Genomic DNA, 26224 nt, shown 5'->3' with positions numbered 1-26224 from the left:
CTGAAAAAAACCCTAGAGTTTTACAGAGGACATCTTAAAACCTATCATTCAATTACTCTATTAAACAAAGTCTCGCGGGATCTCAGAATTCCACTTTTTCGTGAAAACCTGTTTCTGACCCTCAAACGCTGTAAATTCATTTGTTATAAAAAATCTCTCTTTATCCGCCTTCATCGTACTTACACTTTCGAGACGGGTCTGCCAGTCGCCGCGTCCTACATCCAACGTCCACTCACAGCATACCTCTGCGGATAAAGGATCACCCTCAGAAATCGAATACGTATTTCGATTGGTGCTTCCATACTCGACCCCATTGGCCAAGAGACGACGTGCACCTTCATCAGAAAAGTCTTCAAGCACCCATACACCTTTTATAAGGTCGTGGTGAACCTTGCGGGTACGGCTTTCCTCGCGTAAAATCTCCCGTTCACAAACCGCAGCAGTCTCAGGTACCCCGAATGCCGGAAGTTCATAATCCCTTTCCTGCGGTGGTCGAACAGGCAGAATGAGGCGGGTTTTCTCATTGCTGAATACCTTTAACGTGACAGGTTCAGGCGATGGCCACGCATGCGGCCAGTAGTTTGGCGACAATGCAATCTGCCAGCGGTGTCCAGCTGGAAGTACATGACCAATTGCATTGAGACGAACATTAACACTGTAACGTTTTCCTGGTATCAAAGGTGTTGGGTGCTCATGGCTGTCACGATGAGTGAGATTGAGCAGCCCCCAGCTTACCAAGGTTGCTGCCCCGTCTGGAGCAACATCGCATAGACGTACCGCAAGCAGCGCGTTCGGCTTGTCAGACGCCAGTTCAACCGTTACCTCCGGAAAGCCGAGAATCTCCATTGGTGATTCAAGCGGTTCCGATGTAAAGCATACAGACAGCCCATTTTCCAAGCGCTGATCGGAGGCTAAATCACCAGGCTGCCCAAAGGGACACCAAACACCCGCATAAAGTCCGTGCGTCTGTACGCTTGGTACTATTGTCTCCTCTTCACCTGCAGGAGTTTCATGTAATTGCTGGCCTTTTAACCAAAATTCTGCCGGAGCAATATTCGGTGACGGCCATTCATTTTCTGCCACCCAGCGACCTGGGCGTTCTGGGTAATCGACCTTTGGCGGGACATAATCCTGCATCCAAGCCCGGAGCATCGGTTCCTCCATAATTCCAGTATCTATCCCTTTTAGCCACTGATCCCACCATCGCAGGCATTCCTGAAGGAAGCCAATTGCCGGTCCTGGCACTGCGACCTCTGGATACTCGTGTGCCCATGGTCCAATTAAGCCTTTGCGCGGCCCTGGCAGCCCCTCAAGCAGCCTGAGAATCGCATTGGTATAGCCATCAGCCCAGCCGCCGACTGCAAAAACAGGAATAGTGATATCAGAGTAGTTTTCACATACCGAACCGTGTTTCCAATAGTCATCGCGACGCTGGTGCTTCACCCATTCCTCCACAAATGGCGGTGTTTTCTCAAGCCGTTCCAGCCAAGTCGAGCGCCACTGCTCACCAACAACAATCGGGTCAGCCGGCCGGCCATTATAGACAAGCATAGTGGATGCCCACCACTGCATATCAGAGGCTAGAAGACAGCCGCCCATGTAATGGACATCATCTGCGTAGCGGTCATCCGTAGAACAAAGCGTGATGATTGCTTTTAAGGCAGGGTGACGGCGGGCAGCCACCTGCAGTCCATTAAAGCCGCCCCAAGACTTGCCAATCATTCCAACAGTACCTGTGGACCACGGCTGTGACTCAATCCAAGTTAACACGTCTAACGCATCATCCTGCTCCTGTGGCAAATACTCATCGTACAGAATACCATCTGAATCACCAGAACCACGGATATCCACACGAATACTGGCATATCCATGACCTGCAAAATACGGATGACGGATTGAGTCTCTTAAGGCAGTAAAGTCATTTTTACGGTAAGGAAGATATTCTAGAATTGCGGGCACTGGATTCTGCTCTGCATCCTCCGGAAGCCAAATTCGCGCTGCAAGCCTAGACCCATCTGACATCGGAATCCAAACATGCTCAATTTCACGAACCTTCCGTGGAAATTCAGTCTTAATCTTCAGGAATGAATCACGTACATTAAAAACCATGTTATTACCTCCAAACTATTGTCACACCTTCTAAAATAGCCACTATCACCCAGCCTTTTCTTCTAAGTCCTTATCCGTTGCTGAGACCTGCTTGTGATCTTGCTTCAACCATCTCAACAGTGACACTGTTAATAAGATATAAATGATAATTACAGGTACTGACACGATAACCGATGAGGTTTGAATGACATTTAAACCGCCAATCATGAGTAAGGCAATCGCCATTACAGCTAAAATTGCTCCCCATAACAGTCTGTGCCAGCGGGCAGGCTCTTGCCCATCCTTTAACTCCTTCGTCGCAATGGCTGATAGAATGTAAGTCGCAGAATCCAAGGATGTTGCCAGAAAAATAAATCCTAAGATGACGAAGAATATCAATACAACCGTACTAATTGGCAGCGTTTTCAAAACTTCAACTACAACAGCCGGTCCACCCTCGGCGTCTAGTATTTGTGTAATTGGGAGAATGTCATTTAATTGCAGATGCATAGAATAACCGCCAAAGACAGCAAAATAGAGCCAGCTTCCTAATGAACCCCATAAAAGAACGGAGCTGATTAATTCTCGAATCGTCCTGCCTTTTGAGATTCGGGCAACGAATAAGCCCATAAATGGAGCTGTCGCTGCAAACCAAGCCCAATAGAACACGGTCCATGCTTGCGGGAAGCCGCCTTTATTAATCGGATCCGTATAGAAGCTCATTTGGACAATATTTTGAAGCATTAAGCCTAAACTGTTTGTAAAATAGGATAAAATGAAGAGTGTTGGACCAGCAATCAGAACGAATAATGCAAGTGCTAATGCAAGGTAAACGTTGATATCGCTCAATTTTCTAATACCTTTATAAAGTCCCAAATAGGCACTGGAACAGTAAATCACTGTCCAGATTAAGATGATGATGATACTTAAACCTAGCGATTGTTCCATTCCAAAAATTTCACCAATCACGGCAGAAATCATCGGAACACCTAACCCTAAAGAAGTACCAAGACCGCCGACCAGGCTCCAAATCACCAGGATATCAATGATTTTCCCAACCCAGCCATCCGCATATTTACCAAGTGCTCCGCGGCAGGCCGTACTGATTTTTAACGAATGTTGCTTTTTTACAAAAAAGGAATAGGCAATCGTAACAGTAGGCAAGGCGTATAGCGACCATGCCGAAATCCCCCAATGGAACAAACCATATGTAACTGCCCATTCTGCAGCTTCATTGGAATTCGCTTCAATCCCAAATGGCGGTCCGATATAATAGTAGATTGGTTCCATAATAGACCAGAACATGATACTGGTTCCCATCCCAGCACAAAACAGCATAGCTCCCCAACTAAAGGAAGAAAATTCAGGCTTCCCTTCACCCAGTTTAATTTTTCCATAGCGGCCAAAAATCAGCCAAATCAGGACAATGAATAAACCTACGGTTAATAATTGAAAAGCCCAATCCAATTTAAAGGTGATATCTGACATTAAGCTGCTTAACACTGGTTCTGCCGTTTCGCGGTTAACAACCAACAACAAAGTGGCAACAACAATCACAATCAAAGATGACCAAAAAACGACCGGATCAATTTTTACCTTATCCAACTACCTCAACCCCTTTTTAATAAAAATATTTTCCAACTTTCCCCTTTTCATGATATGATTGATTTACTAATCATGATTATTTTATAACTATGATTATCTTACCATGCAAGTTATTTTCTGACAATGTGAATTTTTTAAAAATTCAATATATAATAAAAGTTTTCGAAGAGGAGATTAGTATGAAAAAAAAAGAAATTCAGATGAGCCGGATGTGGAAATATTTTGTTGATGCAACCGCTGAAATTATCGAGGAAGAAGGCATTGATAAGATTACAATTAGGAAAGTAGCGGACCGGGCAGGCTATAATAGCGCCACGATTTATAACTATTTCACCGAACTTTCCCATTTAATCTTTTTTGCTTCGATGAAGTTTTTGAAAACATATACAGATGAAGTCGCTGTCTATATGGAGAAGGGGAAAAGTCCAATCGATAAATATCTATTGGCCTGGGAATGTTTTTGTAAGCATTCCTTTAAATCACCGCAAATCTTCCATGCAATTTTTATTATGGATTTAGGTGAACACCCCGAAGATTTATTAACAGAATACTATAAGCTTTATCCAAACGATTTAATTAACATCCCAGAAGGATTAAAACCGATTCTCTTTGAGCGAAATATGAACAAACGAGGCCTGACCTTATTACAGGCAGCAGCAAGCGAAGGCAATATAAAAGAAGAAAATATCAATGCCATCAATGAACTAACTATACTAATCTGGCAAGGAATGCTGTCAAATATCCTAAACAACCGGACACACCTTGACATCGAAGCAGCCGAAAAAATAACCATGAATTATATAAATGAAATCGTCCGGAATCAACACCTATTTGACTTTCAAAAACCGTTTTTGGGTTGACCTCATGGGTCAGGTGACAGGCCTAATTTATTTTATTTCAAGTAAAAAGAGAAGTGCTTAGCACTTCTCTCTTTACTTTTTACAGTTTCCATTTTGGAAAGTCTTTTATCTTTTGTTTTTCATACTCTGTCATTCTCGAGTACGAGTGTGACAGTTTTGAAAGGATGTACCCCTGAGGGCTGGCAGTTTCTTCGTGATCGTTAACCTCTTGTAGTTTAATATTCGTAAACATAATGGCGATTTGAGCCAAACTCTCGATTGTGTCCATCAATTCAGGGTTGTCATTGTAATTTTTCTTTGCAATGGCATAAACTGTATCCAGTCTGCTCCTTATGTGCTTAAGTGTTTCAGCGTCAAATTGGTCTTTTTTCATTACATTTCACCCCTTATTACTAAAGCATATGGAATTTCTGGGGATGTGGAACGTACAAAATAAATAAATATTTTTAAGAATAAATCCGTTTTAATAGAAAAAAGGCATTTTCCCTTTGGCAAATGAGAAAACACCTTCGTCACCTATCGTAAAAAGTATTGATAACAGACAACCGCCTCTACCTGTTTAAAGCCTTCCTGAATATATAGCGCCTGTGCCCGATCATTCTCTCCGTTTACACTAAGGATAGTGCGTTTATATCCTTTTTCCTTGGCAAACCTTAAAGAAGCTCTCAGCAGGCTTCTTCCTAATCCGCGGCCTTGATACTCAGGCAAAATAGCGACAGGACCTATGTTCATAATAGGTGCCCCGTCATATTCATCATGCGCTCCTCTAATCACACCAACTGGTTTTTCCTGATAGAAAAGAACCATCATACCTCCTTCAAGGTAATCATCATAGGTTAGCAGCTTTTTTACACCCTCAGTCGTAAGAGGTGTTTCACTGCCTTTAAGTGTTGAAAAAGCAATATTTCGTACCGTTAACCAATTATTTTCATCCTGCCGTGGACGGAAAGTTCTGAGCTCGTAACCCTCTGGAAAATGGATTTCTGGTACGTCTAGATCCTCTCTTACAAGCAGGAAAGCATATCTTTCCACAGAAAACTTTAATCCCTCGACCATCTCAATTAATTTACTGTTAACTACAGGGATAAACAGAAAAACTTTATCTAGGCCAGCAGTATGTTTTAAAACTGCCTCAAGCAGCTGTTGATAGCATTGAATATCTTGTGTTTTACAATGAAAAATCCGAAACCGAGCCCTTTTTCCACGATTATGATAATCATCCATGACCAGCGAAGCCACTCCGATTATTTCATCCTGCTGATTTATTGCAAGATATGTAGGATTTTCATCCCTTATCTCAAACTCCAATAAATCTGAATCATACAAATAGGAGTCATCAATTTCATTTCTATGCTTCTTACAATAAGCAACAAAGTCGAGGACTTTCTCTTTTTCTAAGCCTTCTACTCTCACCTTTGGCCCCCTCCTATTCACTCATTCTATTCTATTCTATTCTATTCGGATGCAGGCTGAAATAACTCCAGAGTCTCCCCATCTGGACCCTTAAAGAAAATATATTTGCTTCCATTTGCCAAAGTAGAAAATGCATCATTTGTAAAATGTACCTTCAAACTTCTAAGACGTTCAATTTCTTCCTCAATATGGTCCACCGTAAAGGCAATATGATGAACCTTCCCTTCATCAGGAAAAGTATTGACCTTCCCACAAATAAGTTCAACAATAACCTGTCCACTAGCACGATCTCCTAAAAAAGCCAACCCAGTCGATTCATTCGCTGCAAACCTATCCAGCAAATCCAACCCTAACACCTTCTCATAAAAATCAATCGAAACCTCCAAATCACTCACCATCACACCAACATGCTCCAACTTCTTAATAGCCATAAAAATCCTCCTTATTATGGTGCCTGTCACCATTTATACAAATTGTACCATTTATACATTCATTTATGTATGAAACCTCTTTCAATCGTTCAAACTGTGGTTGAAAAAAGGGGGACGCAAATATGCGAAGTTTGTTTATTTTTGTTTGGTGTGTAGCCATTTTGATTTTTACTTGTACCTCCAGTTTTCATGATTTAATCCAATTGGGTGTGCTGAGGTTTCGTTTGGAGAGTCAGCCAACATTTTCTGATTTCCTGTCACCACTCCCCTATGAGCTTAGCAAGGAATTCCTTTTGCAAAAGGTTGGACATATACTCGTTTTTCAAGTTCTTACTATTCTGTTGTTAATGAAGTTTAAATCTCATCTGATGATCCTGGCGATGGCGGCTTCCTTTGCGGCTCTAACCGAGATTCTCCAATTATATTTCAACCGGGGTGGAAGGGCTTTTGATTTTGGATTTGATTTAATAGGTATCTTGATGGCATTAGGAATCGCGGGTTTCTTTAAGATTAATCGTTCCCAACAAATCAATTTGAAAAATTAAGGAATCCACTTCCTTTTTTCTTGATTCCCCTCCCTATATAGGCAAAAATAAGTAGATTAGACATAATAAAATGAGGTGTGGTTTTGTGGAGTGGAAAATCAACAAAGTTCAAAAAGACCAAGTAGACCGATTTGAGATTATTCAGGAAGATGTAACCCTTCCAAACCAAACAGAGATGCATTTCTCTTATGTGAATTTTTCAAAGGGTGTTTGTATACTGCCGATAACGGAGGACGGAAAGGTCATTTGTATTCGGCAATATCGTCATGCAGTTAAGGAATGGGAATGGGAGTTACCTGCAGGAGCGATAGACCCTGAAGACAAAGACCCTCTTTGGGCAGCAAAAAGAGAACTTGAGGAAGAAACAGGCTGTCAGGCAAGTAGCTGGATAGATTTAGGCAGTGTCTACCCCTCCCCGGGATCTACGAGTGAACAAATTTTCCTTTTTGCTGCAACCAGCCTGACTAAAAAAGAACAGCAGCTAGAAGCGACCGAACAAATAGACTTACATACAATTGAAATGAATGAGTTAAAACAGCTAATAAATAGCGGGGAATTCAAACACGGAGCCGGACTCGCAGCTATCCTTCGTTACCTCATAAAGAATGATTAAATGAAAATACCTGACTCATACTGTCCGCCTGAGGTGGACAGTGTCCACGGGCGGTGACAGGCACCATAGAAAATATTTTATTTATTCTAACTATGATGTATTATAGTAATATTAAATTTGAACGTTATGAGGGGGATTAAGTATGAGGTTGTCTGGTGAGGAGTTGGAGGTTCTTTCGGTTCTGGAGGAGAATCATAGGATTCCTGTTGAAGATATTGCGTTGATGGTGAATTCGAGTGTGGAGGATGTTACGGGTATTATTAAGAAGTTGGAGGATGAGAAGATCATTGTCAGCTATCCTGCTTTGATTGATTGGAGCAAGGTGGTGGGCAAGGAGAACATCGTCGCGATGATTGATGTAAAGGTGACCCCGAAACGCGGAGTTGGCTTTGATGATGTAGCGGAACGGATTTACCGTTTTCCTGAGGTTACTTCTCTTTACCTTATGTCTGGTGCCTATGATTTATCGATTACAATTGAAGGAAAAACAATGAGTGAGATCGCTAGATTTGTTTCGGAAAAGCTGTCGACGATCGATAATGTGATTTCTACAACCACTCATTTCATGTTAAAAAAATACAAGCATGATGGCGTCATTTTTGGCGAAGACAATGAAAAAGATCGTCGGATGGTGGTTTCACCATGATGAAACAACATCAACACTATTTATCTGAAATGGTAAAAGAATTAAAACCATCTGGAATCAGGAAGTTTTTTGATCTTGCTGCCTCTATTAAGGGTGTCATATCCCTAGGTGTTGGGGAGCCAGATTTTGTCACGCCGTGGAGCATTCGGGAAGCAGCCATTTTATCTTTAGAAGAGGGCTATACTTCTTACACTGCGAATCCAGGCTTACTTGAATTAAGACAGGAAATCACAGCCTACTTAAACAAGCGGTTTGGGGTAGAGTATAATCCTGTCGACCAGGTGATTGTAACGGCCGGTGCCAGTCAAGCCATTGACCTGACCTTCCGCGCCATCCTAAATTCTGGTGACGAGGTACTGATTATTGAACCGGCTTTCGTTTCATATGCACCATTAGTTACGTTGGCAGGCGGGAAACCAATTCCGGTCTCAACAGACCCAAGTAATGGCTTCAAGCTTACACCTGAACAAATTGAAAACGCCATTACGACTAAAACAAAAGCCATTTTGCTTTGTTCTCCCAATAACCCGACGGGAACCTATTTAAATAAAGAGGAACTTACAAAAATTGCAGCGGTCGTAGAAAAACACGACTTACTTGTGGTCTCCGATGAAATTTATGCTGAACTGACTTATGATGAAGAATATACAAGCTTCGCATCCATCGAGGGCATGTACGACCGAACAATCTTGATTAACGGCTTCTCCAAAGGCTTTGCAATGACAGGCTGGCGACTAGGTTTCTTAGCCGCTCCTAAGCCATTTACGGAGCAAATGGTGAAAATTTTACAATACACGACGATGTGTGCACCTCATATGCTGCAGCACGGTGCGATCGAGGCTTTACGAAATACGTATCACGAAGTGGAAAGCATGAGAAGAAGTTACCGTAGAAGACGGAATTACATCGTTCAATCGTTAAACAATATCGGGTTGGACTGTCACACTCCTGGTGGGGCGTTTTATGTCTTCCCTTCTATTAAAAGTACTGGCATGACCTCGGAACAATTTGCCGAAGAGCTTTTACTAGCAGAAAAAGTAGCCGTTGTTCCTGGAAGTGCTTTTGGCGAGAGCGGCGAAGGGTATATCAGATGCTCCTATGCCACTTCGATGGAACAACTCCAAGAAGCAATAAAACGAATCGGGCGGTTTATGGACTCATTAGAATCGAAAGGAAAACCGGTCCAAGAGCTATCTACAAACATTTAAATACTTTTAAAAAAACGTCAACCCTAAGGGCTTGACGTTTTTCATAATGGTTTCATTTAAAGGAAGGAAAAAATTTTTGAAGTTAAGTTGCAGCATGTTTTCCATTCTATCTAATCTTTCATTTTCCATTTCCCTCATCTCTCCACGTTATTATACATCATTCTTCCGAAATATCGACACAATCCGATTCATTTCCTCCTATGTATGGCTGGTGAGTTTTGTTAGTATCTGGAGAGCAGCATTTATGGTAAGATTCTTGTATATTTTATGAAATGAAAAGAGGATAGAAATGAACCATCAAGATAACTCCAGATCTATTGTTTTGCCGCTTACGATTTCTATTATTGCCATATCGTTTTCAGCCATCTTTGTAAAATGGTCTGACGCACCTGCTTCGATTTTAAGTATGTACCGCATGTTGCTAGCAAGTTTATTAATGCTTCCTATCGTCTGGAAAAACCGCGAAGAATTTAAAAAAATAACAAGAAATGATTGGGTCTTATTATTTTTTTCAGGCCTATTTTTAGCCTTACATTTTGTGCTTTGGTTCGGTTCGTTAAAATTAACCACTGTCGCAAGCTCAACCATCATCCTTGCCTTGCAGCCAATTGTCTCTTTAATAGGCGGTTACTTCCTTTTTAAAGAACGAACAACAGCTTCCGCGTTGATGACAATGGGAATCGCCATTATCGGCGCAATGATGATTGGCTGGGGCGACTTTGCTTTAAGTCAGGACGCCATCCTTGGAGATATCCTTTCCTTCTTAAGTGTGATTGCGGTTGTTGGTTACTTGATGATTGGCCAAAGCATTGTTAAAAAAGTATCCCATTGGATCTACAGCTTTAGTGTGTTTTTCATTGCAACGATTGTTCTATCAATCTATAATTTTAGCACCTCAGTCGCTTTCGGCGGCTATCCAGCCAAGGAATGGGGAATTTTCCTCTTGCTCGCAACGGTTCCGACGATTAGCCACATTATCAATAACTGGCTCTTAAACTATGTGAATGCTACAACTATTTCAATGAGTATTCTAGGTGAACCTGTGGGTGCCACGATATTGGCAGTCATCTTATTAAATGAACACCTTGCCAGCTGGCAAATTGCCGGTGGACTGCTTGTGCTTCTTGGTGTGTTTTTCTTTTTAACGCAGCAGCAAAAAAGAATTCATTTTAAAGGAACCGTTAACAGCGGGACTTGAATGAAACCTCCATTAGGGGGTTTTTCAACTTTTACAGGCGGTTGTCCGTAGACACCCCTGTCTTCTTCACATAAAATAGAGTATTTGCTGGATCTTTCAAATCTAGGGAAAATGCACAGAAACGAGTAGCTTTTCTGCGTTCAAAAGGAATCCAATCCTTTATTGTATCCACCAACATTTATGGTGAAACTTGGTTCCGGGTACAAGCAGGCTCCTTTTCAACGAGGGATAACGCAGAAAAAACTCGAGAACACTATCAAAAGCCAGCATAAAGCTTGTCTTTTGTTTTCCACTGCCAGACCATGATAAATAAGCCTTTTATACTAATTCTCTATTAATTTTTTAGCCATTCATGATATGATAATAACAAATTCAGATAATTAGAGGAAAATGTATGAATAGAATAGGGCAAATTACTCTAGTGTTAATATCGGTGCTATTTTCCGGCTTCCAAACCGTTGTGGAGCATGAGCGTTTTTTTACCGTTGACTTTCTTATTTTTACAGCGATTGCCTGGCTGGTTGGGTGGCAATATGACCGGGTACGGTTCTTTGGGAAAAAAGCGCGTGATAGTGAAGAAAGCTATAGACAATTAATAGATTCATTGCCAAAGGCTGTCATTATTCACCAAGATAAAAAGGTAGTTTATGTAAATAAAGCGGCCGTCACGATGATAGGCGCAAAACGTAAGGAAGACGTTATAGGAACCTCTCTTTATAATTATCTTTTTCCGGACTATAAGGATAGACTTGAAGAACGTTTGAAACAAGTAAAAAAAGAAGTACACCCATTAAACAACATTGAATACAAATTTAAAAAATTGGATGGATCTGTATTTGTCTTTGAAGGCTCTTCCTTGTCCATTACATTTGGTGGAAAAGAAGCTGTCTTATCAATCGGAAATGATATCACAAAAAGAAAAGAACAAACGGAACAACTCCTCCAAAAATCTGAGAAATTGGCACTACTCGGTCAAATGGCCGCAGGTATAGCCCATGAAATCAGAAATCCACTTACCTCCATTAAAGGCTTCATTCAATTATTCAAAAGCTCGACACATAAGGAAGAATACTATGATATTGTGTTATCAGAGCTTGACAGAATCAATAACATCGTCGGAGAATTTCTTGTACTCGCAAAACCAACCGCTGCTGTTTTTGCCGAAAAAGATGTAAAAGAATTAATTAAAGATGTTGTAACCTTAATTAATACGCAATCTATCTTAAACAATGTCCAGATCTTCGTAGAATTTGAATGTGATTTACCCAAAATAAGCTGTGAAGAAAACCAATTAAAACAGGTCTTTCTAAACCTGCTAAAGAATGCAATAGAAGCTATGCCTACCGGCGGAAATATAGATGTAAAGGTTAAGGCAAAGGAAGAAGGGAAAATTTCTATTCAAATTATCGATCAGGGGATTGGTATTCCAAAGGACCGAATTCCGACCCTCGGTGAACCTTTTTATACGACAAAAGAAAAGGGAACGGGCCTCGGCCTTATGACGTGTTATAAAATTATTGAAAGCCATAATGGTCAATTAACGATTGATAGTGAAGTAAATCAAGGAACGACAATCGAAATTATTTTACCAACCATTACCCAGCGAGTCTTTAGTCTTACTTAGGGAACTCTCAAGTTTATGAGGGTTTCTTTATTTTGTAGTAAAATAATTGACAAGGAGGCGGAGAGCTTTGGACAATAGAGAAATTATTTATCTAAGTAAGGGTTTGCCTAAAAATATGGTTTATAAGGATGAGGCTTACGAGTCCGGAATCTGGAAAGAACAATGTGAAGAGCTGTTTGTGGGTTTTGATCAGATAAATGGCGATCAGGTGGCCAATCCTGAGTATCATGGCGGTTCAGACCGTGTTGTCTGCGTATATCCCTTTGAGCATTATGCACATTGGGAAAGTGTCTTTGGAAAAACATTGGAGCCTTCTGCATTCGGGGAAAATTTAACTCCTATTGGTATGAGAGAAGATCAGGTTTGTATTGGAGATATCTTTCAGATTGGCGAGGCCGTACTGCAGGTTTCTCAAGGCCGGTATCCTTGCTCCACCATCAATAAACGGAATAATAATAACCTTTTATTAAAAAGAATCGTGGAAACTGGGTATACCGGGTATTTTTTCAGAGTGCTGGAAGAAGGAAAAATAACAGCAGATTCTCAGATTAAAAAGTTGGATTCCCATCCTGAGCAAATTACCGTCTCGTCTATCCATCATCTCTATTTCCATGACCCCTCACCATCCGTTGAAGTGATTGAAAAAATAGTGGGGATTGAAGAGTTGGCACCTAAATGGAAAAAGTATCTCCTTGAGAAGATTGAAAAACTCCCAGGCTAAGCCCTGGGAGTTCATTACGTAAACAGTTTTAAAAACTGTCCATAGCCTTGTTCTTTAAGTTTATCTTTAGACACAAACCGGAGTGCGGCCGAGTTAATACAATACCTGGCACGGTCCGGACCGGGTCCATCATCAAACACATGCCCAAGATGGGAATCAGATGTTTTGCTGCGAACCTCAATCCGCCTCATTCCATGGGAAGTATCGAACCTTTCCTCCAATTCATATCGCCTTAGCGGCTTCGTAAAGCTTGGCCATCCGCAGCCTGCGTCATATTGGTCAAGTGAACTGAAAAGCGGCTCACCCGAAATGATATCGACATAAATTCCTTCTTCTGTGTTATTCCAATATTCATTTTTGAATGGTGGCTCGGTTGCATTTTTCCTAGTGACCTCATATTGAATCGGAGTTAATTCTTTTCTTAATTCCTCATCACTTTTACGCCTTTTCCAGTTTTCACGTATGAATTTTGCCCTGCCTGAACCCTCACGATAATGATTATAGTGAAAAGGCATTTTTTTATAATAGTCCTGATGTTGTTCCTCTGCTCGATAAAAGGGACCAGCGGGCAGGATTTGTGTGACAATCGGCTTTTGAAAACGTCCACTTGCAGCGAGCTCTGCCCTTGAGTCTTCTGCCATTATCCTTTGTTCTTCAGTGTGATAAAAGATCGCCGTCCGATACGATAAACCGCGATCATTAAATTGTCCGCCCTCATCCGTTGGGTCAATTTGCTGCCAGAATATCTCCAGCAATTTTTTATAGGGAAAGATGTCAGGGTTAAATGTAATTTGTACCGCTTCATAATGCCCCGTAGTATCCGAGCAAACCTCCTCATAGGTCGGGTTTTCCTTATGTCCGCCTGTATAACCTGAAATCACTTCTTTGATTCCAGGCTGCTCATCAAACGGCGATACCATACACCAAAAACAACCACCCGCAAACGTTACGACTTCCGTCATTGGACCAACTCCTTGTATTTTCTGCTATCTCCCAGTATTCTGCGCCATCCGCCAGTATTTCTTGCCATCCGCCAGTATTTTCTGCTATCCGCAAGTATTTCTCGCTATCCGCAACTAATTCCTGCAATCCGCAACTAAATCCAGCCTATCCGCAACCAATTCCTGCAATCCGCAACTAAACCCAGCCATCCGCAATGAGGAGATGCTGAAATTACTGAATGATGGGGTCGGCATGATGCCGGGCGGACTATTATCAGAAGATGAGTCTAAAACAGTTACCAAATGGCTATTAGAGCAATAAATGGAAGAGGTTAGGAGGATCCTAACCTTTTTCTATTAAGTCCTTATCAATTCACTAAATGTTTCGGTGTTTCGCCCTGAAGACCTTGCAGTAAATTTTCTGCAGCGAGTAACGCCATTTTTAGTCTGGTGTTCACACTAGCACTGCCGATGTGTGGCAGGGCAACAACATTTGGAAGGCTAAGCAGCGGGTGGTTTGTCTTCACCGGCTCTTCTTCAAATACATCGATGCCGGCGCCCCAAATATCCCCATTCTTCAAGGCGTCATAAAGGGCCTCTTCGTCAACAATCCCTCCGCGGGCAGTATTAACCAAGACAGCAGACTGCTTCATAAGTGATAACTCTGCAGCACCAATATAATTCTTCGTTTCTGGTGTAAAAGGCATTAACACACATATGAAGTCAGATTCCCGTAGTAATTTTTCTTTATCTACGTACTTAATACCAAGTACCTCCTCGACTTCAACCTTTCGTGAACGGTTATGATAGTAAACTTTCATATCAAATCCTTTTGCTCTTTTGGCGAGCGCCTCTCCAATCCTGCCCAATCCGAAGATTCCCAAGGTCGCGCCATATATATCCTGCCCAGTTAGTTGCATTGGCGACCAGGTTTTCCACTTCCCCTCACGCAGATAATGGGAGGCTTCTACCAATCTCCTGCTTGTTGCCATTAGCAGCGCAAAGGTTAAATCCGCAGTCGTCTCTGTTAATACCCCGGGTGTATTGGTGACCATAATCCCCTTTTCTGTTGCTGCAGCCACATCAATATTGTTATAGCCAACCGCCATATTACTAACAATTTTCAATTTTGTTCCCATATTTAGAAGGGGTTTGTCAATTCTCTCCGTTAATAAACAGTAAAGACCTTCCACATCCTGAATCTCCTTTTCAAGGATCTCTCTAGGAACGGGTTCTTCTTCTTTCTCCCACATTTTTATCTCACAAACTTCTGCTAACCTTGTAACAATCGGGTCCGGCAACTTCCGAGTTATGTATATTTTTGGTTTCAACTTCGTATTCACTCCCTATATTCTCATGTTAATGGTAAAAATAAACAAATGCTACTTATTCTGACATTTTTCGACAACCTCCTGCACTGCTACATGGTAAAATAGCCTTACTTTTATTCAAGTAAAATGGAAATATATCTGATTTCTCATAGGAGTGTCATGGATGGATTGGTTGGTTAGAAAAAAGCTATATATTTACTATACACTTTTACATACTCTGGGCTTTTATATCTTGCTTTACTTCTGGAAAAGTAACGATGTTGTCAATACAACTGGGGAGAATCTATTTGTACTAGCTGCCCCTCTAACTTCATCTATTATTCTACTTTTCGTTTATCGAAGACAGAAAACGAACCGTAATTACCTATGGCTTTTTTTTTCGCTTGGATGTTTTTTCAACTTTATGGTTACGCTCACAAGCCGTTATTTTTTACAAAAAGAACTTCTGTCTTTTGAATGGAATCATCTCTTCTATATCATTCAAATCGTATGTTTTGTTATGGCGTTTATTTACAAAATTCAAACGAAAGATGTAAACCGCAATCTTATAAAATTTACCTTTGATACTAGTATTATTATGACTGCAGCTATTGCATTTAGCTGGCATTTCATCATGCATGATATCTTAACTCAAAATTTATTTATAGGAATTCCAATCGGGGATTTAATCCTACTTTTCGGTGCCCTGATTTTCTATTTTGATTTTGGGAAATTATCCCTTTCCAATATTGTAATACTTTCAAGTTTATTGATTCAAGTGATTGCAGACTCTTCCTATCTTATTTTTACGATAATGAATATCCCTTTTTCAGAAAGTTTATTTCTTCCGTTATGGTCACTTTCACCTTTATTAATGGGGATTGCAGGGACACTTGCGATAAGTAATGAAGATGTATCTCCTGTAAAGAAAAATAAGACTTTAAGAGATTCTATTACTCTACGATTATTATTGCCTTATATAAGCGTAATCCTTTTATTTATGGTTATGACCTTTTACACTCATGATTCAAAAAGTTTAATGATTGGTTCAGCAGCAGCGTTTCTTTTGCTGATGGTACGTCACATCATTGCCTCCTTTGAAAATCAAACATTGCTGGGTAAATATCATGAACTAACAGAGGAATTAGAGCTGAAAATTGGGGAAAGGACAGAGGAACTAAGCTTTAAAAACCAGCAGCTTCTTTCCGCAGCACGGAAAATGAAACATATGGCCTACCATGATGTACTAAGCGGGCTGCCAAATAGAAGGATGTTTTTGGAACGGCTGAAAACGGCAATGGATGAGGCGAAACGCAATCATTATAAACTAGCGGTAATCTTTATCGATTTAGACCGGTTTAAAAATATTAATGATACACTAGGTCATGAATTTGGCGACTTACTATTAAAGCATGTTACCAAAGAAATGGCTAAAAGTGTTCGGAAAATCGATACAATTTCTCGGCAAGGCGGAGATGAATTTACTGTTCTTTTAAATCGGATCCGTACGGAAGAGGATGTCATCCCATTAGTAGAACGAATTCGATCGATTGTGGCAAAACCGATTACGATTCAAGGTCAAGAACTACATGTCTCCATGAGTATCGGGATTGCTTTTTACCCAAGTGATGGAAAAAACACCGAAGAACTAATGAAGAATGCAGACATGGCCATGTATCGCGCCAAGGAAGAGGGAAGAGATAACTACAAATTCTTTACTATGGATATGAATAAAAGTATTTCAAGAAAAATGGCACTCGAAAACGGGCTGCGAAAGGCGCTAAAAAACAATGAATTTGTTTTAAATTATCAACCACAGGTAAGTTTACAAACGGGGGAAATTGTCGGAGTAGAAGCATTACTTCGGTGGAATACAATGGAAGCAGGTATGGTATCTCCAAATCAATTTATACCGGTTGCCGAAGAGTCGGGTTTGATTATTCCTATTGGGGAATGGGTCCTAAAATCTGCTTGTATGCAGGGAAAAGCCTGGCATGATAATGGTCAAAGCGCCTTAAAAATTGCTGTAAACCTTTCTCCTGTTCAATTCCTTCACGAAAATTTGGTTGAAATGGTCATTAAGGCTTTAAAGACATCTGGCTTTAATCCTAATTATTTAGAGTTAGAAATTACCGAAGGCGTGGCTTTTACGGACGCGGAAGCAGCTATAAAAAAAATGCAGACACTGCGGGATTTGGGCGTGAGAATATCCATTGATGACTTCGGTACAGGATATTCCTCCTTAATGTATCTTAAAAGGTTTCCAATTAACACCTTAAAAATTCCAAAACCATTTATCCAAGATATTATGGGTGGTCAAAAAGACAAAGCCTTAGTAGAAACGATTATTTACATAGGCCACAGCCTGGGATTATCTGTGATTGCGGAAGGAATTGAGAGTAACGACCAGCTGTTATTCCTAAGAGAACACCATTGTGATGTTGTTCAAGGTGACTTGTACAGCAAACCATTAACAGTTATGCAAGTAAGTGCCCTGATTGAAAATAAAACGCCAGCAAAAATCTCATAATTCATTTAAAGTTCCTTTTGACGGTGACAGGCACTGTCCACCATAGGTGGACAGTGCCTGTTTCGCTCAATTTGTGTATAAACCTTCCTTTTTAGCAAACACTATTTTTATCGTATGTTAAAAGGAGACTGTATTGTGAAGCCGTATGAGATAACCAACATGATTATTGATGATGATTTTGATAGTGAGGAATATGTAACAGCAGAGTTTACCCACAATCAAACGAATTACAGCATTACGTTTAAAAAAGCAGACCTGGAAATCATTAATGCTTGGGTATATACAGATGGCACATCCCTGCCGGCTAATTTATCAGATACCCTTATTGAATCCATTAGAGAAGATGTAAAAAAGCAAATTTAACACGTTGCTGATTGAGACCCCAATCAGCTTTTTTAATTGCGATGCTAATAAAATAAAGGTGGACATCAGTCCACCTAATTTATATCATTTGCTTGATTAATTCCTTATTACGCTCTTTAAAAGCCTCATTGTGGGAAGAAACCATCGCGACTTTAGCAGCATCCGGCTGAATAAACTTCTTCGCTTTGTTTACTGCATTTGCCGCATCCTGAAAGGCACCGGCGATGAGATTGATTTTCCCCTCGTACATAAGGATATCCCCTGCGGCATAAAGACCCTCAATGGAGGATTCGCTTGTTGCGTTTCCGGCGATATAATAATTATCTACCCTATCAATAGTCAATTCACTATTTTCCAATAGAGTTGCGTCCTGTTCATACCCATGACTAATCACCACTTCATCTACTGCCAAATATGATACCTCACCTGTTTCGTGGTTCGTTAATTCCACGGTGGCGATTTCATCGCGGTCTCCATTGGCAATTAACTTGGTAATCGAAGATTGAAAGAAACATTCTACTGAGCTTTCAAGCAGCTTTGTTGCCTGTGCTTCTTGTCCATGCCCCCCCAATTCCTCTTTTCGATAGGTTAAATAGACCTTTTTCGCAATTGATTCTAATTCATTGGCCCAATCTACAGCAGAATTCCCGCCGCCTGATATGATTACCGTCTTATCCTTAAATTGTGCAAAGGATTTAACAGTGTAATGTAAATTTGATACTTCAAACCTCTCTGCACCTTCAATATTTAGCTTTTGCGGATTTAAAATGCCGCTGCCAATCGCGACAATCACTGTTTTTGAGTAATGCTTTTGACCTGAAGACCCTGTTAAAACAAAGATTCCTTCTTCATTACGAGCAATCGACTCTACTTTTTCATTCAAAACAAGTGTTGGACTAAAGGTTAACGCCTGTTCAACAAGCTGTTCCATTAATTTTGCTCCCGTAATTGGTGTTAAACCTCCCACATCCCAGATCATTTTTTCTGGATAGACATGAATCTTTCCGCCTAATTGCGGTTGATATTCAATGACCTTTGTTTTCATTTCCCGGAGTCCACTATAAAAGGTGGAATAAAGGCCTGCGGGTCCACCGCCAATAACCGTCACATCAAACAATTCTTGTTGTTCCATTTCCGTCCACTCCCTAACCAACTGTAATTGATTATCATTATCAATAAGAGTAATGGATTTTCCTTCGATTTACAATAGGTATTTTTGAAAATTCTGTGGCTACAAAATTTGTCGATTTTTTGACAGATAAAAATATACTACAAACCTATATTTCATAAGGAAATGAGACTCTTATAAATAAACACTATGAAACGCTAACAAATTTTTCACATATTTGTAATTGACAATCATTATCACTCACCTTTATAGTTATGTCATAACAAAACTGATAATCATTATCAATTATGAACTATCAACTGAAACAAAAGGAGGATTACAATGGTTCGCCTTTCTACTGATGACCTAAGCATTGGCTATGGTGAACGTTTAATTGTCAAAAGTTTAAGCATTGAAATTCCAGATAGAAAGATCACAACCATCATCGGTCCGAATGGCTGCGGAAAATCGACACTTTTGAAAGCAATTACAAGAATCATCTCGCACCAATCTGGGTCTATCCTTTTGGACGGAAAAGATATTTCAAAAGTAAACACGAAGATTCTAGCGAAGCAAATGGCTATTCTTCCGCAAACACCAGAAAGTGCAAGTGGACTAACTGTTGGAGAGCTTGTATCTTATGGCCGCTTCCCTTATCAAAAAGGGTTTGGCCGCCTAACCAAAAAGGATTATGAAGTGATTGACTGGGCCCTGGAAGTAACAGGAACCATTGATTATAAGTTCCGTCCTGTTGACGCCCTATCAGGCGGACAGCGTCAGCGAGTATGGATTGCGATGGCACTGGCACAAGAAACGGAAATTATTTTCCTGGATGAACCAACGACCTACCTGGATATGGCCCATCAATTAGAAGTTTTAGAGCTTCTTCAAAAATTAAATCACGAGCAGGAGCGGACGATTGTCATGGTCCTTCATGATTTAAACCAAGCTGCACGTTTTGCCGATCATATTATTGCCTTAAAAGACGGTGAAATTGTAAAAGCAGGAAGTTGTGAAGAAGTCATCAGCCATAAAGTGCTGAAAAAGGTATTTAATATTGACGCCTTAATCGGTCATGATCCACGTACAAAAAAACCAATGTGTATAACCTACAATCTACTAAAGGGAGAAACAAAAGATGAAAAAACTACTACTGCCATTTATTCTGCTCTTAGTGTTAATTATTAGTGCCTGCGGTACCGAAACAACCAAAAAAGAGGAAAATGCAGCACCAGCTGGAAAAGAATCTGAAACGATCACTTATCAATCTGAAAATGGACCGATTGAAGTTCCTGCAAATCCGAAACGTGTCATTATGCTTTCCGGTTTCACTGGTAATGTCATCGATTTAGGCGTGAATGTGGTTGGTGTCGATACTTGGTCAAAGAATAACCCGACATTTGAAAAAGAATTAAAGGATGTTGCAGAGGTATCCGATGAAGACCTCGAAAAAATTATTGAATTAGAACCAGACTTAATTATTGGTTTATCTAATATTAAGAATGTAGATAAGTTAAAGGAAATTGCTCCTACTGTCACGTACACTTGGGGCAAAGTTGATTATTTAACACAGCACTTAGAAATTGGAAAACTATTAAATAAAGAAAAAGAAGCGCGAAGCTGGGTTGACAACTTTAAAAAAGAAGCTGAAGCAGCCGGAGAAGAAATCCGTGCAAAAATTGGTGAAGATGCAACCGTATCCGTTATGGAAAGCTACGGTAAAGATCTCTATGTATTCGGAAGCAACTGGGCACGCGGAACAGAAATCCTTTATCAGGCTATGAAACTAAAAATGCCTGAAAAAGTAAAAGAAGTTGCTGAATCATCAGGCTACTTTACTTTATCTGCGGAAGTAATTCCTGAGTATGCAGGGGATTATATGATCTTGAGTAAATACTCAGACGCTGATACTTCCTTCCAAGAAACCGAAACATACAAAAACATTCCGGCCGTAAAAAACAATCGCGTTTTTGAAATGAATGGGCAAGGTGCTTCCTTCAGTGATCCAATCACACTTGAAAAACAGCTAGAATTCATTAAGAAATCATTTTCAGGTAATTAATATTAGAAAAGGAATCCTTTGGACAGGATTCCTTTTCCCCCTATTCTATGAAAGAAAAGATGAGAGAGTTATGATGAAAGAAAACCGACGTTCCATTCCTTTTGGCTTTAAACTGATAATCGGATTGCTTGTATTTGCCGCGATGTTTGTCCTATCCATGACCATGGGAGCAGCAGATATTTCTCTCCACCATGTATGGCAGGCTCTATTTTCGGATGCAAAGGGTGAAAAGATATCCATCATTCGTGAAATTCGTCTGCCCCGTGAAATCGCTGCCATCGTCGTTGGGGCTGCCCTTTCCGTCTCCGGAGCAATTATGCAGGGAATCACTAGGAATCCACTTGCTGATCCAGGATTACTGGGTTTAACCGCTGGGGCAAATGCCGCACTTGCATTCATCATTGCTTTTATACCTTCAGCAAATTATTTCAGCGTCACCATTGCCTGTTTTATTGGAGCAGCGGCAGGAACAACCATGGTGTTCGGTATCGGTGCGATGAGAAAAGGCGGCTTTTCTCCGTTAAGAATTGTCTTAGCCGGAGCAGCCGTTTCTGCTTTTCTATATGCCATTGCAGAAGGAATTGGTATTTATTTTAAAATATCGAAAAATGTCTCGATGTGGACCGCTGGAGGTATGGTTGGCACGACATGGGGGCAGCTTCAGATTATTGTTCCCTTCATCCTGGTTGGGTTACTAGTTTCTTTCTTTTTATCAAGGCAGCTTACGATTCTTAGTTTAAATGAAGAAGTCGCGGTTGGATTAGGTCAAAAAACAACACAAATAAAGGTGATTCTCTTTATCGCAATCATTTTATTAGCTGGTGCTTCTGTTGCCCTCATCGGAAATATGGCATTCTTAGGCTTAATGGTTCCCCACGTTGTTCGAGCAATGGTCGGGACCGATTACCGTTTTATTCTCCCAATGACGGCGATTTCTGGAGCTACCTTTATGCTTTTTGCCGATACACTTGGCCGGACCATGAATGCTCCCTTTGAAACACCTGTGGCGGCGATTGTGGCAACCTTGGGTTTACCTTTCTTTCTTGTGATTGTCCGTAAAGGAGGTAAGGCATTCTCATGATCCATCCCTCGTTACTAAGAAAACAACGTATCATTTTAGGAAGTTTATTTGCATTAATTATCGTAACGCTCGTGATTGGGATGGGGTTAGGTTATGCTTCTCTGTCATACGACAGGCTGATTCCTGCCCTTCTTGGTCAAGGTACGTTTAAAGAGGAATTTGTGTTATTTTCGGTTCGATTACCGCGAATCATCATTACCCTCTTAGCTGGAATGGCACTAGCTTTATCAGGGGCTATTTTACAAGGAATCACCCGTAATGATTTAGCTGACCCTGGTATAATCGGGATTAACTCTGGTGCGGGTGTTGCTGTCACTGTTTTCTTTCTGTTTTTTCCAATCGATTCAGGTTCGTTTGTCTACATGCTGCCGCTAGTTGCGTTTGTCGGAGCATTGCTGACTGCCATTCTTATTTATATATTCGCGTACAGCAAAACAGAAGGAATGCAGCCGGTACGGCTGGTGTTAATCGGGGTCGGATTTTCCATGGCACTTTCCGGAGCCATGATCGTCCTGATTTCTTCTGCTGAACGCGAAAAAGTCGATTTTATTGCTAAATGGTTAGCAGGGAATATTTGGGGAACCGATTGGCCATTTATTTGGGCACTCCTCCCTTGGCTGGTTGTACTGCTTCCTTTTACCTTATACAAAGCTAATCGATTGAATCTGCTAAGTCTAAGTGAACCCGTTGCAATCGGAGTCGGAGTTTCGATTGAAAAAGAACGGATTGTTCTTCTTATAACTGCCGTTGCCCTTGCTGCCTCAGCGGTTTCGGTTACGGGAGGAATTACCTTTATCGGCTTAATGGCGCCGCATATGGCAAAAGCGTTAGTAGGACCGCGAAATCAATTATTTATTCCGATTGCCATTCTCATTGGCGGCTGGCTGCTCGTATTTGCCGACACTGTGGGAAGAAATATTATGGAATCCGCGGGTATCCCAGCCGGTATCATGGTTGCTCTAATTGGAGCACCGTACTTTGTCTATCTATTATTGAAAAAATAAAGGCGTTATCCTTGAAAAAAGGATACGCCTTTTTATTTTAAATGTTCATTTAGTACGTTTTCTTCTAAGACATCCAAACTTCCATACACTTTGGCAATATGTTTTTCTCCCCATGTGCAAAGTGAATTTAAGATCCCTTCTAAACTCCTGCCATACTCACTTAACTCATACTCCACTTTTGGAGGAACTTGATTATAAACGATTCGGTTAATGACTCCATCTTCCTCTAATTCACGTAATTGCTGCGTTAACATTTTCTGCGTTATATCAGGCATCAAGCGTTTCAATTCACTTGTTCGTTTTTTGCCGTAGGTTAAATGACAGAGAATCACACACTTCCACTTGCCACCAATCACTTCTAATGTTGCTTCAACAGATATATTATATTTCTTTTGTTTCATACGTAAATTTCCTCCTCACTAATAGGAACTTTTTGGTACCTATATTACCTGAAAGTATCTATATCACTTTAAAGTGCGTACTTCACTAATGTTTCACTATATCCCATAATAACATTTATCGATTGAGCTGTACCAAGCAAATCGTTCAAAAATTTTCATAAGGAGGAGACAACACATGTCTTTCAATAATAAACAAAGTTTGTTTGCACTGCTGGCATTAGCCATTAGTGCCTTTGCAATTGGAACCACTGAATTTATCAGTGTCGGACTTTTACCGTTAATTGCAAATGATTTAGAAATACCCGTTACAACTGCCGGTTTAACGGTTTCCTTATATGCACTAGGTGTAACCTTCGGAGCACCGATTCTGACATCTCTTACTTCTAGTATGTCACGGAAATCATTATTACTGTGGATCATGGTCATTTTTATTATCGGAAATGGTCTGGCGGCAAGTGCAACGAGCATCGGCGTACTCTTGGCGGCGCGCGTTATCTCTGCCCTCTCACATGGTATTTTCATGTCAATCGGCTCTACCATCGCAGCTGATTTAGTACCAGAAAATAAGAGAGCCAGTGCAATCTCCATTATGTTTACCGGACTAACCGTTGCCACGGTAACTGGTGTTCCGTTTGGTACCTTTATAGGTCAACAATTTGGCTGGAGAATGGCGTTTATTCTGATTATTGTTGTCGGAAGCATTGCATTCCTTGCGAATAGCATCCTGGTTCCGTCGTCTTTACGAAAAGGTACTGTTTCATCTTTTCGTGATCAAATCAAAATAGTCACAAATGGCAGACTTTTACTTGTATTTATCATTACAGCTTTAGGATATGGAGGAACGTTTGTAGTGTTTACTTATCTATCTCCAATCCTGCAGGATATCACAGGCTTTAAAGAAGGAACGGTAGCTGCCATTCTACTTGGTTATGGGATTGCGATTGCGATTGGAAATATGATTGGAGGAAAGGTATCTAATCAAAATCCGATTAAGGCCCTATTCTATATGTTTATCGTCCAAGCTGTTGTTCTATTTATTTTAATGTTTACCGCACCATTTAAAATAGCAGGATTAATCACGATTTTCTTTATGGGGATACTTGCTTTTATGAACGTACCTGGATTACAAGTGTATGTGGTGATGCTGGCAGAGCGGTATGTGCCAAGTGCTGTAGACGTAGCTTCTGCCCTTAATATTGCTGCGTTTAATGCAGGGATCGCGAGTGGTTCCTATTTGGGTGGAATCATAACTGATTCAATTGGATTAATCCATACCACTTGGATTGGATCCCTGATGGTTCTTGGCGCTGTCTTCCTTACTGGCTGGAGCCGAAAGCTTGAAGAAAAAGACAAAACCGTTATTGATAACCAGTGTTTATTTTCAAATCAAAAAATGGAGGTTCAATAAGATGACAAAAAACTTACAAGCAACAACTACTTTATATAATGGTGTAAAAATGCCTTGGTTCGGTCTTGGTGTATTTAAGGTAGAAGAAGGTCCTGAATTAGTTCATGCTGTGAAATTTGCGATTAAACAAGGTTACCACAGTATTGATACAGCCGCTATTTATGGTAATGAAGAAGGAGTCGGACAGGCAATTCGTGAGGCAATCAACGAATACGGTATTACGAGAGATGAATTATTTATTACCTCAAAAGTTTGGAATTCTGATTTAGATTATGAAGCAACCATAGCCGCATATGAAGCAAGCTTAAAAAAACTAGGTCTCGACTACCTTGATCTATACCTCATTCATTGGCCTGTAGAGAATAAATTTATAGAGGCATGGCGGGTATTAGAAACTCTTTATAAAGAAGGCAGAGTCAGAGCAATTGGTGTTAGTAACTTCCAAGTTCACCACTTAGAAAAATTAATGCAAGTTGCCGTAGTGAAACCCATGGTCAATCAAGTTGAATACCATCCACGGTTAACTCAGCAGGAGGTCAAAGCCTTTTGTGATCGCAATGGAATTCAATTTGAAGCCTGGTCGCCTTTAATGCAGGGTCAATTATTTGATAACCCTTTACTAAAGGAACTAGCCAACAAATATAACAAAACTGTCGCTCAAGTCATTTTACGCTGGGATTTACAAAATGGCGTTGTAACAATACCAAAATCCACCAAAGAACACAGAATTATTGAAAATGCATCCATATTTGATTTTGAGCTTTCAAAAGAAGATATGAACAAAATTAGTGGTCTAAATGAAAATCATCGAGTAGGTCCAGACCCTGACAACTTTGATTTTTAAAAAGATTTATGGCGCTCCTTAAGAAGGGAGCGCCATAAATCTTTTTATATATTTTTAACAAATTCAGATTTTAAACTCTCCCTAATCTTTTATGGGATTCATGCCCCCTTCATGAGGACCACTTTCATTTTCCCAAGCTAAGTTTGGGCTTCATAAATCTTTTTAATGAATTCAATCTCTTGACATTGAGATAAATCTGTTATATATTTATCTCGAATTA

25 protein-coding genes and 1 pseudogene are annotated in these 26224 nt (G+C 40.4%); 17 read left to right on the top strand and 9 right to left on the bottom strand.

Annotated elements, in window-relative coordinates:
- Positions 1–60: 60 nt before the first annotated feature.
- Both QFZ28_RS05970 and QFZ28_RS05965 read right to left on the bottom strand, forming a co-directional pair.
- A complete protein-coding gene (locus tag QFZ28_RS05970; protein WP_307193798.1) occupies positions 61–2109 on the bottom strand; it encodes a CocE/NonD family hydrolase in 2049 nt (682 codons plus the stop codon).
- Positions 2110–2154: 45 nt separating this feature from the next.
- On the bottom strand, positions 2155–3693 hold the full coding sequence (locus QFZ28_RS05965) for a BCCT family transporter (protein ID WP_307193797.1): 1539 nt from the start codon (positions 3691–3693) through the stop codon (positions 2155–2157).
- Between the two features lie 179 nt (positions 3694–3872).
- On the opposite strand from QFZ28_RS05965, the gene QFZ28_RS05960 reads away from it, so the two are divergent.
- Positions 3873–4553: a TetR/AcrR family transcriptional regulator gene (locus QFZ28_RS05960; RefSeq protein ID WP_307193796.1), complete on the top strand. Its 681-nt coding sequence runs from the start codon at positions 3873–3875 to the stop codon at positions 4551–4553.
- Positions 4554–4632: 79 nt separating this feature from the next.
- Here the strand turns inward: QFZ28_RS05960 and QFZ28_RS05955 are convergent, their stop codons facing one another.
- From QFZ28_RS05955 to QFZ28_RS05945, 3 genes are all read right to left on the bottom strand, one after another.
- On the bottom strand, positions 4633–4926 hold the full coding sequence (locus QFZ28_RS05955; protein WP_179595127.1) for a hypothetical protein: 294 nt from the start codon (positions 4924–4926) through the stop codon (positions 4633–4635).
- Positions 4927–5069: 143 nt separating this feature from the next.
- Positions 5070–5966, bottom strand: coding sequence for a GNAT family N-acetyltransferase (locus QFZ28_RS05950; protein WP_307193795.1), 897 nt, complete (start codon positions 5964–5966; stop codon positions 5070–5072).
- Between the two features lie 41 nt (positions 5967–6007).
- Positions 6008–6397 (bottom strand): VOC family protein, encoded by a 390-nt coding sequence (locus QFZ28_RS05945; RefSeq protein WP_307193794.1) that lies wholly within the window; start codon positions 6395–6397, stop codon positions 6008–6010.
- Between the two features lie 122 nt (positions 6398–6519).
- Between QFZ28_RS05945 and QFZ28_RS05940 the strand changes: the two genes are divergently transcribed.
- The 8 genes and pseudogenes from QFZ28_RS05940 to QFZ28_RS05905 all read left to right on the top strand — a co-directional run bounded on the left by QFZ28_RS05940 (position 6520) and on the right by QFZ28_RS05905 (position 12952).
- Complete coding sequence (locus tag QFZ28_RS05940; protein ID WP_307193793.1) at positions 6520–6942, top strand: VanZ family protein; 423 nt, start codon at positions 6520–6522, stop codon at positions 6940–6942.
- 85 nt (positions 6943–7027) lie between these two features.
- Complete coding sequence (locus QFZ28_RS05935) at positions 7028–7555, top strand: NUDIX hydrolase (protein ID WP_307193792.1); 528 nt, start codon at positions 7028–7030, stop codon at positions 7553–7555.
- Positions 7556–7697: 142 nt separating this feature from the next.
- Positions 7698–8201 carry an Lrp/AsnC family transcriptional regulator gene (locus QFZ28_RS05930; protein WP_307193791.1) on the top strand — a complete coding sequence of 168 codons (504 nt, stop codon included), beginning with the start codon at positions 7698–7700 and terminating at the stop codon, positions 8199–8201.
- Positions 8201–9409 (top strand): aminotransferase, encoded by a 1209-nt coding sequence (locus tag QFZ28_RS05925; RefSeq protein WP_307196959.1) that lies wholly within the window; start codon positions 8201–8203, stop codon positions 9407–9409. The genes QFZ28_RS05930 and QFZ28_RS05925 overlap by 1 nt, the downstream gene beginning before the upstream one ends.
- Positions 9410–9698: 289 nt before the next feature.
- A complete protein-coding gene (locus QFZ28_RS05920) occupies positions 9699–10607 on the top strand; it encodes a DMT family transporter (protein ID WP_307193790.1) in 909 nt (302 codons plus the stop codon).
- A gap of 98 nt (positions 10608–10705) precedes the next feature.
- Positions 10706–10879: pseudogene (locus QFZ28_RS05915) on the top strand (SPOR domain-containing protein); the annotation flags it as partial.
- Positions 10880–11001: 122 nt separating this feature from the next.
- A complete protein-coding gene (locus QFZ28_RS05910) occupies positions 11002–12231 on the top strand; it encodes an ATP-binding protein (protein ID WP_307193789.1) in 1230 nt (409 codons plus the stop codon).
- Between the two features lie 67 nt (positions 12232–12298).
- The gene (locus QFZ28_RS05905) at positions 12299–12952 is read left to right on the top strand and encodes an MOSC domain-containing protein (protein WP_307193788.1); all 654 of its coding nucleotides are present in this window, start codon (positions 12299–12301) and stop codon (positions 12950–12952) included.
- A gap of 14 nt (positions 12953–12966) precedes the next feature.
- On the opposite strand, the gene msrA is transcribed toward QFZ28_RS05905, so the two are convergent.
- Together msrA and QFZ28_RS05895 are read right to left on the bottom strand one after the other, a co-directional pair.
- Positions 12967–13914 (bottom strand): peptide-methionine (S)-S-oxide reductase MsrA, encoded by a 948-nt coding sequence (gene msrA / locus QFZ28_RS05900; protein ID WP_307193787.1) that lies wholly within the window; start codon positions 13912–13914, stop codon positions 12967–12969.
- 347 nt (positions 13915–14261) lie between these two features.
- Positions 14262–15224, bottom strand: a complete 963-nt coding sequence (locus QFZ28_RS05895) for a 2-hydroxyacid dehydrogenase (RefSeq protein WP_307193786.1) — start codon at positions 15222–15224, stop codon at positions 14262–14264.
- A 163-nt stretch (positions 15225–15387) separates the two neighbouring features.
- On the opposite strand from QFZ28_RS05895, the gene QFZ28_RS05890 reads away from it, so the two are divergent.
- Positions 15388–17733 (top strand): DUF4084 domain-containing protein, encoded by a 2346-nt coding sequence (locus tag QFZ28_RS05890; RefSeq protein WP_307193785.1) that lies wholly within the window; start codon positions 15388–15390, stop codon positions 17731–17733.
- Positions 17734–17868: 135 nt separating this feature from the next.
- The gene (locus QFZ28_RS05885; protein ID WP_307193784.1) at positions 17869–18096 is read left to right on the top strand and encodes a hypothetical protein; all 228 of its coding nucleotides are present in this window, start codon (positions 17869–17871) and stop codon (positions 18094–18096) included.
- 79 nt (positions 18097–18175) lie between these two features.
- Here QFZ28_RS05885 and QFZ28_RS05880 read toward each other — a convergent pair whose 3' ends face one another.
- Positions 18176–19228, bottom strand: coding sequence for an NAD(P)/FAD-dependent oxidoreductase (locus tag QFZ28_RS05880; RefSeq protein ID WP_307193783.1), 1053 nt, complete (start codon positions 19226–19228; stop codon positions 18176–18178).
- A 318-nt stretch (positions 19229–19546) separates the two neighbouring features.
- Here QFZ28_RS05880 and QFZ28_RS05875 point away from each other — a divergent pair, with 318 nt between their 5' ends.
- The 4 genes from QFZ28_RS05875 (at position 19547) to QFZ28_RS05860 (ending at position 23351) form a co-directional block, all read left to right on the top strand.
- On the top strand, positions 19547–20392 hold the full coding sequence (locus QFZ28_RS05875) for an ABC transporter ATP-binding protein (protein WP_307193782.1): 846 nt from the start codon (positions 19547–19549) through the stop codon (positions 20390–20392).
- Complete coding sequence (locus QFZ28_RS05870) at positions 20343–21266, top strand: iron-hydroxamate ABC transporter substrate-binding protein (RefSeq protein WP_307193781.1); 924 nt, start codon at positions 20343–20345, stop codon at positions 21264–21266. Before QFZ28_RS05875 ends, QFZ28_RS05870 begins: the two co-directional genes overlap by 50 nt.
- Before the next feature lie 70 nt (positions 21267–21336).
- Complete coding sequence (locus QFZ28_RS05865; protein ID WP_307193780.1) at positions 21337–22347, top strand: FecCD family ABC transporter permease; 1011 nt, start codon at positions 21337–21339, stop codon at positions 22345–22347.
- Positions 22344–23351 (top strand): FecCD family ABC transporter permease, encoded by a 1008-nt coding sequence (locus QFZ28_RS05860; RefSeq protein WP_307193779.1) that lies wholly within the window; start codon positions 22344–22346, stop codon positions 23349–23351. The genes QFZ28_RS05865 and QFZ28_RS05860 overlap by 4 nt, the downstream gene beginning before the upstream one ends.
- 32 nt (positions 23352–23383) lie before the next feature.
- On the opposite strand, the gene QFZ28_RS05855 is transcribed toward QFZ28_RS05860, so the two are convergent.
- On the bottom strand, positions 23384–23752 hold the full coding sequence (locus QFZ28_RS05855; protein WP_307193778.1) for a winged helix-turn-helix transcriptional regulator: 369 nt from the start codon (positions 23750–23752) through the stop codon (positions 23384–23386).
- A 175-nt stretch (positions 23753–23927) separates the two neighbouring features.
- On the opposite strand from QFZ28_RS05855, the gene QFZ28_RS05850 reads away from it, so the two are divergent.
- Together QFZ28_RS05850 and QFZ28_RS05845 are read left to right on the top strand one after the other, a co-directional pair.
- The gene (locus QFZ28_RS05850; protein ID WP_307193777.1) at positions 23928–25160 is read left to right on the top strand and encodes an MFS transporter; all 1233 of its coding nucleotides are present in this window, start codon (positions 23928–23930) and stop codon (positions 25158–25160) included.
- A gap of 1 nt (position 25161) precedes the next feature.
- Positions 25162–26004: an aldo/keto reductase gene (locus QFZ28_RS05845; protein WP_307193776.1), complete on the top strand. Its 843-nt coding sequence runs from the start codon at positions 25162–25164 to the stop codon at positions 26002–26004.
- The last annotated feature ends 220 nt before the right edge of the window (positions 26005–26224 follow it).

It is taken from the genome of Neobacillus niacini, from assembly GCF_030817695.1.
Taxonomy (GTDB): Bacteria; Bacillota; Bacilli; order Bacillales; family Cytobacillaceae; genus Neobacillus; species Neobacillus niacini_F.
Note: the sequence above shows the minus strand (reverse complement) of the source record. Positions and strands in the feature narration are given on the sequence as shown.

Coding starts and splice junctions, on each gene's coding strand:
- QFZ28_RS05970 (WP_307193798.1), bottom strand. CDS start 2,109: ATGGTTTTTAATGTACGTGATTCATTCCTGAAGATTAAGACTGAATTT.
- QFZ28_RS05960 (WP_307193796.1), top strand. CDS start 3,873: ATGAAAAAAAAAGAAATTCAGATGAGCCGGATGTGGAAATATTTTGTT.
- QFZ28_RS05955 (WP_179595127.1), bottom strand. CDS start 4,926: ATGAAAAAAGACCAATTTGACGCTGAAACACTTAAGCACATAAGGAGC.
- QFZ28_RS05945 (WP_307193794.1), bottom strand. CDS start 6,397: ATGGCTATTAAGAAGTTGGAGCATGTTGGTGTGATGGTGAGTGATTTG.
- QFZ28_RS05940 (WP_307193793.1), top strand. CDS start 6,520: ATGCGAAGTTTGTTTATTTTTGTTTGGTGTGTAGCCATTTTGATTTTT.
- QFZ28_RS05930 (WP_307193791.1), top strand. CDS start 7,698: ATGAGGTTGTCTGGTGAGGAGTTGGAGGTTCTTTCGGTTCTGGAGGAG.
- QFZ28_RS05925 (WP_307196959.1), top strand. CDS start 8,201: ATGAAACAACATCAACACTATTTATCTGAAATGGTAAAAGAATTAAAA.
- QFZ28_RS05920 (WP_307193790.1), top strand. CDS start 9,699: ATGAACCATCAAGATAACTCCAGATCTATTGTTTTGCCGCTTACGATT.
- QFZ28_RS05910 (WP_307193789.1), top strand. CDS start 11,002: ATGAATAGAATAGGGCAAATTACTCTAGTGTTAATATCGGTGCTATTT.
- msrA (WP_307193787.1), bottom strand. CDS start 13,914: ATGACGGAAGTCGTAACGTTTGCGGGTGGTTGTTTTTGGTGTATGGTA.
- QFZ28_RS05890 (WP_307193785.1), top strand. CDS start 15,388: ATGGATTGGTTGGTTAGAAAAAAGCTATATATTTACTATACACTTTTA.
- QFZ28_RS05880 (WP_307193783.1), bottom strand. CDS start 19,228: ATGGAACAACAAGAATTGTTTGATGTGACGGTTATTGGCGGTGGACCC.
- QFZ28_RS05875 (WP_307193782.1), top strand. CDS start 19,547: ATGGTTCGCCTTTCTACTGATGACCTAAGCATTGGCTATGGTGAACGT.
- QFZ28_RS05870 (WP_307193781.1), top strand. CDS start 20,343: ATGAAAAAACTACTACTGCCATTTATTCTGCTCTTAGTGTTAATTATT.
- QFZ28_RS05865 (WP_307193780.1), top strand. CDS start 21,337: ATGATGAAAGAAAACCGACGTTCCATTCCTTTTGGCTTTAAACTGATA.
- QFZ28_RS05860 (WP_307193779.1), top strand. CDS start 22,344: ATGATCCATCCCTCGTTACTAAGAAAACAACGTATCATTTTAGGAAGT.
- QFZ28_RS05855 (WP_307193778.1), bottom strand. CDS start 23,752: ATGAAACAAAAGAAATATAATATATCTGTTGAAGCAACATTAGAAGTG.
- QFZ28_RS05850 (WP_307193777.1), top strand. CDS start 23,928: ATGTCTTTCAATAATAAACAAAGTTTGTTTGCACTGCTGGCATTAGCC.
- QFZ28_RS05845 (WP_307193776.1), top strand. CDS start 25,162: ATGACAAAAAACTTACAAGCAACAACTACTTTATATAATGGTGTAAAA.